At 54.2% G+C, this 13,261-nt stretch carries 10 protein-coding genes; 4 read left to right on the top strand and 6 right to left on the bottom strand.

Annotation, left to right across the window (positions count from 1 at the left end; genetic code table 11):
- The first annotated feature begins 49 nt into the window (after positions 1–49).
- The 3 genes from PspR84_RS15000 to PspR84_RS14990 all read left to right on the top strand — a co-directional run bounded on the left by PspR84_RS15000 (position 50) and on the right by PspR84_RS14990 (position 2,510).
- Complete coding sequence (locus PspR84_RS15000; RefSeq protein WP_160057880.1) at positions 50–445, top strand: DUF1330 domain-containing protein; 396 nt, start codon at positions 50–52, stop codon at positions 443–445.
- A gap of 264 nt (positions 446–709) precedes the next feature.
- Positions 710–1,219 (top strand): cupin domain-containing protein, encoded by a 510-nt coding sequence (locus PspR84_RS14995; RefSeq protein ID WP_174244455.1) that lies wholly within the window; start codon positions 710–712, stop codon positions 1,217–1,219.
- A gap of 598 nt (positions 1,220–1,817) precedes the next feature.
- Complete coding sequence (locus PspR84_RS14990; RefSeq protein WP_238785322.1) at positions 1,818–2,510, top strand: tyrosine-type recombinase/integrase; 693 nt, start codon at positions 1,818–1,820, stop codon at positions 2,508–2,510.
- A gap of 341 nt (positions 2,511–2,851) precedes the next feature.
- Here PspR84_RS14990 and PspR84_RS14985 read toward each other — a convergent pair whose 3' ends face one another.
- Together PspR84_RS14985 and PspR84_RS14980 are read right to left on the bottom strand one after the other, a co-directional pair.
- Positions 2,852–3,964 carry a CHAT domain-containing protein gene (locus PspR84_RS14985; RefSeq protein ID WP_160057877.1) on the bottom strand — a complete coding sequence of 371 codons (1,113 nt, stop codon included), beginning with the start codon at positions 3,962–3,964 and terminating at the stop codon, positions 2,852–2,854.
- Between the two features lie 242 nt (positions 3,965–4,206).
- On the bottom strand, positions 4,207–5,781 hold the full coding sequence (locus PspR84_RS14980) for an alpha/beta hydrolase (protein WP_160057876.1): 1,575 nt from the start codon (positions 5,779–5,781) through the stop codon (positions 4,207–4,209).
- Between the two features lie 544 nt (positions 5,782–6,325).
- On the opposite strand from PspR84_RS14980, the gene PspR84_RS14975 reads away from it, so the two are divergent.
- Positions 6,326–7,276, top strand: coding sequence for a hypothetical protein (locus PspR84_RS14975; RefSeq protein ID WP_160057875.1), 951 nt, complete (start codon positions 6,326–6,328; stop codon positions 7,274–7,276).
- Between the two features lie 73 nt (positions 7,277–7,349).
- On the opposite strand, the gene PspR84_RS14970 is transcribed toward PspR84_RS14975, so the two are convergent.
- The 4 genes from PspR84_RS14970 to PspR84_RS14955 form a co-directional block, all read right to left on the bottom strand.
- Complete coding sequence (locus PspR84_RS14970) at positions 7,350–8,420, bottom strand: UvrD-helicase domain-containing protein (RefSeq protein WP_160057874.1); 1,071 nt, start codon at positions 8,418–8,420, stop codon at positions 7,350–7,352.
- Positions 8,413–10,017: an AAA family ATPase gene (locus PspR84_RS14965; protein WP_160057873.1), complete on the bottom strand. Its 1,605-nt coding sequence runs from the start codon at positions 10,015–10,017 to the stop codon at positions 8,413–8,415. The genes PspR84_RS14970 and PspR84_RS14965 overlap by 8 nt, the downstream gene beginning before the upstream one ends.
- Positions 10,018–10,189: 172 nt before the next feature.
- Positions 10,190–11,539, bottom strand: coding sequence for an RES family NAD+ phosphorylase (locus tag PspR84_RS14960; protein ID WP_160057872.1), 1,350 nt, complete (start codon positions 11,537–11,539; stop codon positions 10,190–10,192).
- A 116-nt stretch (positions 11,540–11,655) separates the two neighbouring features.
- On the bottom strand, positions 11,656–13,260 hold the full coding sequence (locus PspR84_RS14955; RefSeq protein ID WP_160057871.1) for a nuclease domain-containing protein: 1,605 nt from the start codon (positions 13,258–13,260) through the stop codon (positions 11,656–11,658).
- Position 13,261 lies beyond the last annotated feature (1 nt).

Genomic DNA, 13,261 nt, shown 5'->3' with positions numbered 1-13,261 from the left:
GAAAGAGATTTGCGCGCTGGGCAAGCTGGTTTTTCAATGGAGCAAAGTGATGAAAAATTTAAAAGTGATGGTAATTGCAATGGCGGGACTGGCGTTTTTTGCGGCGGGCAGTTGTCGCGTGATGGCTTCGGACGACCACGCGGCAGCAGCACCGGCCTACTATGTCGCCGAGTTTGAAGTAACCGATCCCGAGGGGATGAAGCCTTACAGTGCACAGGTCGAATCAACCTTCAAACCCTATGGCGGACATTTCATCGTGCGCGGCGGAAAGACCATCTCGCTTGAAGGTGAAGCGCCAAAGCGACGCCGTGTTGTCATCGAGTTCGCCAGCGTCGAAAAAGCCCAGGCTTGGTACAACTCAGTGGAATACACGGAACTGAGGAAAGTCCGCCAGCGTTCAGCCAGAACGGATGTCTACCTGATCGAGGGAGTACCGGCGCAATAGTCATCGAGTTGCCTTGGTCCGGCAGTAATTGAAAAAAGGTGCCCACGAAGAAGCCGATCGGGGGGAGGTTTTGCGTTGAGGGTAGGGCGACTCCGTCATGATTGCCTGGCGATACCACCGACGTAGCGAATTTCAAAAGCAGTGGCGCGAGCGTGGCCCTATATTTACTGGAAAGTATGCGGCTCACGTTTAACTACACTAAATGGTCGTTTAGTCGAGTTAACGTAAAATGGCATCAATTTCGACGGAGAAGAGATCGTGATCATGCGTGAAGCCAAAGCTGGAGACATTATTAAAACGCTGGATCTGCAGCCTCATCTCGAAGGTGGCTATTTCCGTAGAACCTATCAGGCCGATCATCGCGACCCACTCGAAACCCCCAGCGGCCCACGGTATCTGATGACCTCGATTTACTATCTGCTGGATCAGCAATCACCGGTGGGCCAGTTTCATTTCAATCGATCCGACATCCTGCATTATTTCCACCTGGGCGACGCCATTGAGTACAGCCTGATTCATGCTAACGGCTCATTGCAGACATTGGTGATGGGCACCGACATTCTGGCAGGACAGCTTTTGCAATTACACGTACCGGGTGGAATATGGAAAGCTTCGCGGTTGCTCGAAGGCGAAAACGGATTTGGGCTGATCAGCGAAGCCGTTTCGCCAGGGTTTGATTTTGCCGATATGGAAATGGGTGATCGGCAGAAACTTACGCTGCAATTTCCACAGCATCGAACGCTGATTGAAAAGCTGACGCGTGATGAGCGTTGAGCGCCGTCGAATTCAAGGAAAAGCAGTGGACCGGATTCAGGGCGATTCTGCAGGTTGAAATCCACTGTGCAACCGGGCTGATCTCGCAACATCTTGTTACGTGTAATGTATATTATGTTAAATCATGTATTACGCAATGCGCCCTTGCAGAGCGGCAATTGCCTAAAACCAAATGTGACCCCCATTGATTAATCGGAAACGTGGACGACTTAATCGGAAAGCATTCCACGCCAACCAGTTAGGTTGCACAACTGACGTACTATCTCAACCCGGCTACGCCTTTTCTGTCAGTACTAAATTGGAAAAAACCGCTCTGTAGCCCCTGATTTTTGGTGCCCACCGCCTGCGACCAAATCTCTCCCTGGTGTGCTGCGTGACGAAAGTAAATTGGAAAACGGAACTCAGCCATATTGGCCCCAGCGCAAATGCTTGTTCCCAATGAACTTATTCTCGCTCAAATATCAAAGATGCTCCTGTACTCTGGGCGATTGACGAAAGTTAATCGGACAAAAATTCTCCTGCGCGGTTGGCCGCGCTAGCGCAGTGGCACATCACCCAAGGATTCCCAGACCCGACCAAGACGCCTAACGTGCGCCAGATGATTAAGGGCATCCGTGTCGTGCATCCCGCCCAGGCCAAGCAGGCCGCGCCCCTCCTACTCACGCATCTCGAACAAGCCGTGAAATGGTTGGAGGCAGAAGCCGCCGCCGCGCTCGACCGCGGTGACTACAAGACGCTCCTGCGCCACCGTCGCTCGGTGGCAATGGTGCTGATCGGATTCTGGCGGGGATTCCGCGGGGATGAGTTGGCCAGACTTACAGTGGAAAACACCAAAGCCTATAGCGGTGAAGGCATCACGTTCTTCCTGCCGCACACCAAGGGTGACCGCCTGCACGAAGGGACAACCTTTCAAACGCCGGCGCTGACGATGCTGTGTCCGGTCGAGGCCTATATCAACTGGATTACCGTTGCAGGTCTCGCGAAGGGCCCTGTCTTCCGCCGTCTGGATCGCTGGGGAAATCTTGCGGACAAGGCCATCCAACCACACAGCCTGATTCCGATGTTGCGACGGATCTTCAAGGAAGCCGGGCTGCCTGAAGAGCTGTACAGCGCCCACTCGATGCGACGGGGCTTCGCAACCTGGGCGTCTGCCAATGGATGGGACATCAAAGGGCTGATGACCTATGTGGGATGGAAGGATATGAAGTCGGCGCTTCGTTATGTCGATGCGGGCGCATCGTTTGGCGGCCTGGCTGCAAATGCTTCTCCCGGGCGCTTGGGGGCATCCTGATCTAATCCGCAACGCACCAGCAGGTGCGTCAGGAACGTACATCGATCGCGCGAGTACCACAGAGTTGTCCTTTGATCCTAGTCATGGCGCCCGGAACGGACACCTGCAATTTGATCTTAATGCTGCTGCGTTTTGCGCAACCGCAATCAATCTCTCCTTCTTGGCTACGTCGTCGAGATTCGAGCTTCCAAGTGGACGAGGCTTTCACAGCGGCAACAATCGGCCGCTGCAAAGGCCTATCAAAAAACTAAAGAGCCTCTGAATCTGTAGCGAACAAGGTCTCGCCCCTAACACGCCCAGGCCGGTCGGCGGTTAGACCGGCATTCTGAATGGTGCAAGACTCAGTTGCCTGGACTCGCTGGGGGCCTGACCAGCGTCAGGTCTCCCTCTGTGCAAGTGGTGCCCTGATAAAGCTCCGGGATATCGCCTTGATCCATATCCTCCATCATCAAGGCTGCTTGCGCTTGGGCAAAGGCTTTAGGTATCGAGAGACCAAAGCCGATGCCAGAGTAAAACTGGGCGGCGAATACTCTCGCCGCCAGATCCCCAATTGCCTTGTTCATTCCTACTGCCGCGCTGATGTTACCGGCACACGCCTCTGCTTGGTTGTACGAAAAGCAGCTGTTAAAAAACACGAGCTTTATCGAATTGTTGTGGGTCGAGATCGCCCGTACGATAGCCTCCTTGCGAATCAGCTTCGGCTCTCCTAACTCGTCGAGCAATACCAATTCGTCGTCACTGGTGCCGTGCCCGCTGAAGTGAACGACGGTAGGCTCAAGCTCGTTGATCGCCTGGAGTATGTCAGAGGGTCGTACAGCCCAGCGGGTCTGGAAATCGATGGCGTCTCGATGCTTGGAGAGCCTGATATTTCGCTCGATGAGCCTGACCTCTTCATCGAGCGCCAACGCGCTGGAGGTACTGCGCCCAGGGTCAGCCGAGAAAAACAGTACAGTGATCCGCTCGGGCAAAGCCTGAAGTATCTGCAGCTGCAGAGCGGTCTGAGCATGCAGGATCTCGTGCCGGGCAAGCCCCGCGTCTACCTTACGCATTCTAAGCTCGTGGGCCTGATCCTCGCGCTTTTGAGCGATGGCTTGCTTCTTAGACTCGGCTTCACTTTTTTTCTGACCAGCGAGATGCTTCTTTCGCTGCTTGGCAACCTCTTGGTCAAGCCGGTGCTGGGAGTCGAGTTGCTTTTTCTGCTCGCTGGCAATCTTGCTGTCGAGTTTCGCAATCTCAGCCATAGCCTTGGCATGGTCGCTGCTGTAGCGGTCAGCGTCCCGATGCTTTGCCTTGATTGTAGGCTGGCTAGTGGTGCGCCTGGCCGCGGCGAGTGCGTCACCCTGTTTCTTCTGGGCATCAGCCGCCTTGGCGGCTGCCTTCCCCTTGTCAGCCTGTAGTTTGGCGATGTTCTTCTGGCAGGTAGCTACCTGCCGTTGGTACAAATCGATGCTCATTTGCCGCTCCATGACTGACTGGCGATCATGTCCGTATATTACCGCAAGGCGCCCGCTCCCTTCCTTACCGAGAATCTGCACCCGTAACGCAGTTGGTGGCGGCAAGGTTTTAACGCCGTGCGGATTGGGTCGAGGGCTAGGGCTCCGCGATTGCGTCTCCTGGCCCTGATGCCAATGAACAGACCAGAGCTCAGCATTTCTTGGTATGACACGATACAGGCGTGACAAAAAACCTTGGCCGGTTAACTGAGCTTGTAGTAACCCAATTCGTCCAACGTAATTCCAGCTCGTAGCTCAGGGGTGAAACGTTGCTTGATGATGTAATAAAGATCGCGAAAGACCGTTTTTGATGTCGCGAAGTAGCTGTGCCCTAAGCCAAACATATCAGCACCAGCCACTGACACATCGATGGTGGACAAACCATCTAGAACGATAGGCGGCTCCGCGTTGCCAGCGCGTTTGTGCTTGTGGATCTTCGTCGAAGCGAGAATTGCCTTGTCAGCTTGAGAGGCATACAAAGTAACCTGCTCATATTTTTTGAAGACCTTTGAAATCTGCTTGAATCTACCCGCATCGATGTCGGGAGCAGCTAACACAATCTGGTTGATGGGCGTGTGACCAGGCTCATTTTGCCAGCTTTCTAGAACCGCCAGTAGCGCGCGATTACCCATGCTGTGCGCAACGATATGAAGGCAGCTCAACCCCAAGTTGGTCGTGACTTCAGTCAAGAATTTACGAAGGTGCTCCTGAGACCAATCAATGGTGGCTTCGTCAGCAGCGTAATCCAGAACCTTCCCGCTAGATGACCAGCTGTAACAGAGCATTGTCCCTACGAACTTCAGGTCATGACAGATCTGTGCCGCACGCCAGATTGCCTCGTTGAAACTGACGTTGTAGCCATGGATGAACAGCAGCCCCTCACCCTCTTCAAGCCTCGCGCATCGACACCAGTCACTGAGTTCCAGTGGCGTCAGAGTATGAATGACGATGTGTTTATTGGGATCTTCCTCTAACCGCGACAGAATCAAAAAACTACGTCGAGGCCGCTCCAGAGCCCCTTCCTTGTGCACACTGGGGATGGAGACGTTTGCTACCCCGTAGGTCACTTTACCGTCTCCTCGCGAATCACCAAATGTCGCGGCGCCCGCTGGACTAAGGTTCAAGAGCCGGTCTGTCCCAAAGTGGAGCCTATGCGTGGTGAACCGCTGATTGACCTCCACGGAGCGCTTGGCGGAAGGCTGCTTATAGGCTAATCGTTCAGGCGATCGAACTGTGGCCTTGTGTCCTATCGGAGACGAAGCCGAGTCATCTCTGAAGACTCTCGTCACCTTCTCAGCAGGAAATTTGACCGGCTTCTCACCTCCTGCCTTAGACCTAGGATTAACGACGGTTCCAACTACAGGAGCACGCGCCACCTGCCTTCCATTGCTTTGACCGGATTTCGTAGATCGCCGCGCTAGGTCTTGACGTGCTTTCTGGGTCGTGGAGTGCAGCACCACACTACGGAAATTGGCTTGCTTCACTAGCTCTTTGACTGATGCATTTTCGACAGAAAGGGTGTCAAGCTTGTTTTTCAGGTCAGTAGACGCATCCAGCAGATCGATTTTGCTGCTTTCGCTACGGATGACATCGAAACGAGCTTGCGCAGCAGGTCGGCGCAAGGCCTGTCTAAGAAAACTGGCGAACTCCCCTGCTGGCGATCTGCGCCACGCGGTAAACACAAGAGTAGAGCTAACAACCCTATGGTGCGAATTGGTTGTCGAGATATTCTGAACCAGAATCGCAACGGCCAGCTTGAGGTCTGCAGTCGTACGCATGTTCATCCTTGGCAGTGATCGCGGGCCGAGTGGGTCAAGCAACGCCCGTAGGGATTACTCAAAACACCGCAATTCTACCCGAGACTTAAATCGCCGGCACGACGTCTGCAGCACTGATAACAAATCCTTTCAAGACTGGAAGAAACGCGTCTCGGATATAGGGGATTGCGATGCCGCCACCACAACGCGGAGAAACCACAGGGTTGTGTCGTCCTAGCCAAGCCCTGTGATTTGATCGGCACCGGATAGCTACTGCAAGCGCGATGTCTATGTTGAGAACTGGTCGATCTGCGCGTAGTCAGGCGTGGATATCGTTCCATCCATTCGGATATGACTTATAGGAGGAAATCCAGTGAAAGAGATCCGAGCCGGCGTATTGAATGTGGCATACCTCGACATCGGCCCCACCGATGGCCCTATACCCGCCCACGTCCCTGCCGAGTTCATTAGACTATGGTCACGTATCAAGACGCTGGTTCACGACCGAGGCAATGGCCGATACTAGCGACCACTTTTCAGACTGCTCAAAAGGACTTGATGAACTATGTCATTGGATGTGGCCTACAGCATTGAGGCTGAGGATTTTGTTGACCCTGATCGCGCCTACGATCTCTACTGGTCTGGGGTGATTACTAACAAGCGCGCATTCGTATGTCCGGCTGCTGACTGCTCCGCCCAAGTTACCTGCGCGAATCTGGACAAAGACGTCCAGAACATGAGGGTCGTTCCGCACTTCAAGGTCTACGGGGCTCATAGTGAAGCGTGTGGCATTGCCAACGGCGCCCCTGTCGAATTGGAGCTCGAGCCCGCGGAACTGGATGGGCAGGAACGCAGAACAGTTGATCAATCCATTGTCGACATCTTCAAGCTCGAGCGACCTGCCTCCTACTATGACGAGCATTCGGTCGAGCCTGGGGCGGACGTCCATATAGCGAAAAAGCGTGCGAGAAGCACCCGCCCCTACACCCCTAGGCTCGGGGAATCAGGCATAGTCGGGCCCATTTACTCGGTTCGATCTGTAGTCAGCAGATACATCCGATTCCGTTCCGATGAGACCCTCGAGTTCCGGCGTTTGAACATCGCCGGGCAGGACGTGCCCTACGCCAGCATCTTCAAATGCATCTGGGAGCAGGATCTGGACGACCTGCCTGACCACCCCATCATTTACTACGGCTGGGCGTATGTTGACCGCACGAAAGCCAATAATGGCTACCGAATCAAATTCAAAAAGAATTTCAAGCGAGGAGACGACAGCCTGATCACCTCATGCTTCGTCTCCGACGCGTTCATAGAAAACTACAAGCTCAAAAACCTGATGGCAGTGCGGCTTTCCAAGATTGCCGAGAAGGACAAGCCAACAGCGTTCGTGTTTCTCTACGGCCAACCCGCAATACGGATGTCGAATGAACGTGACTACGCAAACTTCGACCTGAAGAATCTCGACATGATCGATGTGAAATACGACTGCCCCCTACCTCCTAGATACGATAAGTAGACAGTCTCACACTGCGGCAAAGGACGGCTCTGCAACGTGCTGCAAAGCCTGGCGACCTCCGGCTCGTGAGATCTCAAGGCGATGGAGTCCATACGGGTAGCGTGGATGTACCAACCTTATCGATAACGATGGCCAGACTTTGTCGAGCTCGCGTCGCCGCGACATAGAACGCCGCAGCAGCCGTAGCCTCCAAAGCTGTGCCCTTCTTGATGAAGCTTTCGATATTGGCAGTGGGTGCGAGCAATACTCGATCAAACGTCGCACCCTTCACCCCTTTGAAGTTCTGAAAGTCCAAATTGAGGTGCTTCGCAGAGCTGACCGAATGCCTGAGGCACTGCGGTCTAAATTGGCCGACGTACTCATCGACATGCTGAGTATGGAGAAGGAACACGCCATCGTGCCCCGTCTCATCGAGGTTCTCCGAGGTGGTGCCCGGGAAGCCCCACGTGGCGTCGAAGATGGTATCGGAAAACGTCGCAATCTCGGCTCTGCATCTGTAGGTGATGGTCGCATAGGCAATGGTGAGTAACCCCTTAGCCTCTTTCTCTCTAAACCATTCAAGCGACGCGGCATATCCAAATTTCTTGTTCTTCTGGCCTCGGGGATTTGTAGACAAAACCGCCTGCCTGACATCGCCCACCATCCGCACATCGATTTTAGAGCCGAGCAGTACCTCCAGAATTTCCCAGTCGAAGCTCGCAAGATCCTGGACTTCGTCGATCAAAATCTCGTCGTAAATACACTCAAGCCTACGCAAAAGCGCAGGGGTCGCCTCCATGAGTTCAAAGGCAAGCTTGCCGAGTTCGCATGCGTACACCCGATTTCCGGAGTCCATAAACCTGCTTCGGCCCAGAGCGCGCTCGAATGGTCTGCCCTCGAAATCAAAGCCCTTGACCCTCTCCTTAGGGAATTTGAACCGTAGAAAGGGCTGGGCAAAATGACGAAGCAGAAAGGTGTACCAACCCATGACCTCCAATGTGCTGCTATCACCCGCCTGGCTTGCTAAGCGCGAGCGGATTTCCTGCTGGTTCGTTTGTGTGAAAGTAAGCACCGCGATTTTACGATCAGTCGCTCTGCTGCAGTAATCGACAAGACCCTGCGTCTTTCGTCCTCCAGCTACTGCGAGCGTCAAATGGTTAGGCATTCTGGATGAACTCCGCCGCTTCCTTCATGTAATTCGGGGCGGTTAGGGCTTTCGGGGACTCAGCGATGAGCAAAGCTCCCTCAGTCTTTTCTCGTGTCATCCAGGTCACAAGGTCGGCTTTTGGCGTGATCCCAAGTACATCCCGTAGATGAGCTTCACCGTTCGCTGTGATCAGTTGCGGTTCGAGGGTGCGGCCATCACTCACTTCGCCTATGAAGAGTTCTCGCTTATTGCCGTCCAGCCACTTCTCGACCGGAACTCGAAGATCCGCCGGCTTAATGCCGTCGTTATCCCGCATTACAGCGACCGGCTTATCAACGGCAGCACAAAGCTCCAGGCAGCGGGCCAGCGCAAGTCCCCGCATACTGATGACATCGACCCCGGCAGCCATGGGTGTTAGCCGGTGAACGTCGTTGAACACCCTTTCGAAAATGATTTCGTCAGACGGCCCTTCCACCAAGACAACCTTTTTAGCCAAAACTAGACGGAGCGTGTCGTAACCTGGCAGGCGCTGGAAGTACCGTACGGTGCCGGGATCAAGAGCAGTGATCTTCGAGGCATGATTCCGATTCAGCAGGTGCAGGGAATTGAGACCGAGCCGATTCAGCACGTAGGTGCTGTGCGTGGAAACAAACAACTGTTGGTCGTCAGATGCAAGCTTTTCTAGACGGTCAAGAAGCGTCGACAGGCTGGTATGAGAGAGATGATTCTCTGGTTCTTCGATCATGACGATCTTCACTTTCGCTGAGTGACGCTTCATCGCGAGCGATATCTTGATCGCAGCTTGTTGACCCTGTCCTGCCATCGAGAAGGGAACGTTGTCTACATGAGGCGTAATGACGCTTTCCCAGGACGTGCGTGACGTCTGATCCATAGCCAATGCCATGGGCTCCGCCAACAAAGATGCACCCAATGTCGAGAACCTTGTATTCACTGTCGCCAGAGCACCCTCAGTCATCGACGCTTTCACCGTACGAAAGCCCAACGATATCTCGGCTTTCTCGGTGGCCTCCAAGTGATCGCTCAGAATTTGACGCAGGTGGTAGTCCACACCTGCTGAAGACTTGACTGTCCTGGAATCGATGGTTGCCACCGACAGTACCCGTGGGCGCTTCGTTAGCTCACGGTCAGCGAACGATCGCCATTCGCACGTGTAGTACTCAACGGGCAGCAGGGCATTAGGTGCCTTTAGCCAGTCATCCAGCATGTCCTGATACTCTTCGTTGGGGTAGATCCTCAAGAAGACGCCCGGGCATGCATGAGTTGGGACGGCTGTGTTCACGGCACCGCAGAGCACCTGCAATTCATCGTCATCGCGAAGGTATAGTTCGATCAGAATTTCGGGCAGTGCGGGTTTCTTGCCGGCGGTTCGTTGCGCTACAAACTCCTGAACGAGCTCGGTGTTGAACCAGTGCGGGTTCAATTCTTCAAGAGCGCTGCGGCCGCCGATCCGGCCGTTCAGGGCCAGCGAGACCGCTTCCATCAAGGTAGATTTACCCGCATCGTTCCCCCCCACCAAAATGTTCATTTTAGGGTTGGGGAGAAGGTTGAAGTCCTTGTAGATTCGGTACCCACGGATGTGAATTCTGGTGATCATGATCGTCATTCCCTTGGCGAAAAATACGGGCTTAGTGCCGCGCTCAGTCGAGCGCCACTGTGACGCTGAGGTGGCTCGTTGTACCTGTCGATCTTACGTCACTCTCTCTTACCATCCTGAGTGACCGATACCTAGTCCGTCACGGTGATTTCAGGATCAGTGACGTTAGCGATTATCGAATCCCGAAATGACGTGCGCCCTCTGACCAAGGCTCGTGGCGAACTGGATCAGACTTATAGGTGAAGCTCACACCTTGGATTTTGTGGATTGTAATACCGCCTCTAGCGAGCCGCAGACTGGCCTCGGGCGCATGTGTATGACCCATAAAGCCATGTGCTGACTCTCCGGTAGAGGGACTGCCCTCCCAGATCTGTGGGTAGAAGACCCATTGATCTTCGTCCGACTCCCACAGGCTCACCTGGTCAAGTGCATCTTGATCCTCAGTTTTCTCGACCCCGCTGGCCTTGTGAAACAGAATGGCGTTCAGACCTGGCGATGCATCTTTGGGCACTTGAACAGATGGAAAGAGGATGCCGTCTAGATTAAGCGTTTCGTTGGTCGCCAGGTAATCGGCGATCGCCTGGGTTATCAAGTAACCCTGATCTGCGCTCTCAGGCATCACTGGGATGAGCATTTGTTGCTGCAATTCACGAAGAAATGCACAGCGTTCGGCTTGCTCTTGGCGCACTGGGTCAAAGTAGCTGAGATTAGCGTCTGGACAAATTCCACCTAGGTCACCGAGGTTCAACAGTCGCAACGGCCGAATGACCTCGAAAGTGGCGGTAACTACCCAACTGCCAACAGGCGGACGAACCTCCGCTATGGCCGTTTGGTTATCAGTTGCTCCATAGAGAACGGATATACCTGCAGCGTTCATGCGACCTGCCGATCCCTTACCTCTCGGTGTTGGGCCGAGATACTTCTCAGGATGCTTCAATGCAGCAGCCATACCCTCCTCGTCCTCGAATTTCCTTGCCCGCTGGAAGGCAGTGAGGGATTGGCCCGGGCCCGCAAGGGTGATCGCTGAACGGGGTTCGCTCGCAGTGTGAAGCTCCTCTATCCCAGAAAATATTTTCTCCAGTACCCGACCCACCACGGGATTTACCAACCTGGATTCGAACTGAAGACTTCGTTGCATCTGAGCCCAGTCTGAGGTCAGCTGCGAGGATGCATACGTCTGTTCAATGAAAAACGGGTCATCATCTTCGCACTCGCTCCACTGCCCCCTTAGCTCCCCTTCAAGATCGCTGAGCAAATTCATGTCGTCAGCGCAGAGCACGATTTGTAGCACGTCAAAGATCGAATGCCCTACTTCAGGGTATCCATGATGAATAACTGCAGGAGGTTGCTCAGCATAGGTAAATGAGGCGTGGATTGCCTCTTCGAGCTTCTCAACCAGCTCTTCCAGCGTTACGACCGGCCGCTCCTCGTTGCAGTAGTCGCATTCGTCGACATTATTGTCGGAGAAGCTCGTCTGTAAATAACTGTCAGTGATGCAATCAACACATACCTGCTTGCTCATGGATTCTCCATTTTCCTGTGAACGATGGCCTCGCGAACCAATACGCCGGGAGCCGAAGACTTTGTTTCGGGTTGCGGGATTGTCAGCGAGTTGAGCGCTACTGGGGACGCAATCGATTACTTCGCCGTTCCAGTAGCAATTGTACGCGCCGGAGCGGCCGCGATTGGTATTGCACTCAGAATACGTTTGAGCTCGATCCCCAGTGCCTCCCCTTCTGATTCAGCCCCAATTTGCCAGGCTCCTACCCCATAGTCCGTATGATAGGTCGGGCTGACAAGCGCCGTTACTTTGTCTCCCCTAGGTATCAGCAGCAATGAAACGTCAGGCTTGATGCCCTTCCACCGGAGACTATCGTGATATATGTGCGCTGACTCCATTGCATCCAGGACGCTGGCGCGGGCGCTGCGATACTTCGCGTCGAAAACCACGAAGCGCTTCGCCGAAGGCGAGTCCAACGTCACGACGATGTCCGGATATCGCTCTCGCGATAAGCTTTGAAAACCGCGATGCGTAGGTTGATCAACCGCTGGGCATCGGACTTGGTAACACGCCTCAACGGTCACATCAGCCGCTTTTCCCCGCCATACGATTTCTTTTAAGCCCAACGATCGATCTTCACGACTCCAGACGAGTTCAGGAAACTGACGTTGCAGCTGTGAGATTACCGTCACAAAGCACCACCGCTCATAGATCTCCCATGTTGGGCTGATCCACAGCGTCTCATCAGGATCCTTCCCCAACCACCCTGAACGCAACGCGTACCAACCAAACCGATAAGCTCGCGCATATGCAGGGTGAGCAGAGATCGCATTCAATCCTGCAGCCGATAGACGCCTGGCAGTCACGATGGAGAAAGGTCTCGCGCGCTGAAGCCGTTCAAGCTTGCGAGCAAGCGACTCGGTGAACGCGATTCGACGTACGAGCCTTGGCGTTAGCGCTGATCGGGTATCGCTGACCACCTCAGTGGCAGCCGCATGCTGAAGCCCACTCACCACCTGCCGGCAACGTCTAAGGACATCGAAGAGAACAAGTCCAACGGCCTGATTCGCGGGATTGTCCTCTTCCTCGTAAGATCTGCTGACCTCAAAGCGAACAGTGTTCAAGGCCGGACGCTGAGTGCTAGCAGGATTCAACAGTGCCTGCCCCGCCGGCCCTCTCAGTGCCTTATGCACGGATGCGGAATCCAACCGTTTTACCGTGTGCGCACTCACCGACGTGCGATCGCTCTTCAAGGTTGTTAACGGCCGCTGAGATATCTGTTTGAGCGCGCGGTGTAGCCGATCCCCGTAGCGTCTCAGCCTTGCATACTGCAGATGCGGGTTGGTTAATGCTCCATCATGGCCAATTCCAAACTGAGCCTCTTCTGAGCCCACAACGAGAGCCGGGTCGAAATCCAGAATCGCCTCAACCATGGCAGCGAATACCTGACCTCCAAGCTTATTATCAGCTGCTGAGACGTCCAGCCGGTAACTGACGGCAGTCCGCCCCTGGTCATCCAGAAGCTCGGCCGCGACCTCTCCTGCATAAAAGCCTGGCGACCATAACCACGCACACGCCCCGTTTTGGTTGACCATCTCGATCAAAAGGTCATCGATGTAGAAGGAAAAGCCATGAAGCGCAGTAAAACGATAAGCCTTCTTCTCCATGAAACCTGGGCTCAACTGACCTGGGTGCACTTCAAAACGAGCATCCCCCTGCTCTACATGCAAAATGATCGACATG

The organism is Pseudomonas sp. R84, assembly GCF_009834515.1.
GTDB lineage: Bacteria > Pseudomonadota > Gammaproteobacteria > Pseudomonadales > Pseudomonadaceae > Aquipseudomonas.
The sequence above is the reverse complement of the archived record's forward strand: the minus strand, read 5'-3'. Positions and strand labels throughout refer to the sequence as shown.

Excerpts from the sequence above, each read along its gene's own strand:
- PspR84_RS15000 (WP_160057880.1), top strand. The coding sequence starts at position 50 with ATGAAAAATTTAAAAGTGATGGTAATTGCAATGGCGGGACTGGCGTTT.
- PspR84_RS14995 (WP_174244455.1), top strand. The coding sequence starts at position 710 with ATGCGTGAAGCCAAAGCTGGAGACATTATTAAAACGCTGGATCTGCAG.
- PspR84_RS14990 (WP_238785322.1), top strand. The coding sequence starts at position 1,818 with ATGATTAAGGGCATCCGTGTCGTGCATCCCGCCCAGGCCAAGCAGGCC.
- PspR84_RS14985 (WP_160057877.1), bottom strand. The coding sequence starts at position 3,964 with ATGAGCATCGATTTGTACCAACGGCAGGTAGCTACCTGCCAGAAGAAC.
- PspR84_RS14980 (WP_160057876.1), bottom strand. The coding sequence starts at position 5,781 with ATGCGTACGACTGCAGACCTCAAGCTGGCCGTTGCGATTCTGGTTCAG.
- PspR84_RS14975 (WP_160057875.1), top strand. The coding sequence starts at position 6,326 with ATGTCATTGGATGTGGCCTACAGCATTGAGGCTGAGGATTTTGTTGAC.
- PspR84_RS14970 (WP_160057874.1), bottom strand. The coding sequence starts at position 8,420 with ATGCCTAACCATTTGACGCTCGCAGTAGCTGGAGGACGAAAGACGCAG.
- PspR84_RS14965 (WP_160057873.1), bottom strand. The coding sequence starts at position 10,017 with ATGATCACCAGAATTCACATCCGTGGGTACCGAATCTACAAGGACTTC.
- PspR84_RS14960 (WP_160057872.1), bottom strand. The coding sequence starts at position 11,539 with ATGAGCAAGCAGGTATGTGTTGATTGCATCACTGACAGTTATTTACAG.
- PspR84_RS14955 (WP_160057871.1), bottom strand. The coding sequence starts at position 13,260 with ATGTCGATCATTTTGCATGTAGAGCAGGGGGATGCTCGTTTTGAAGTG.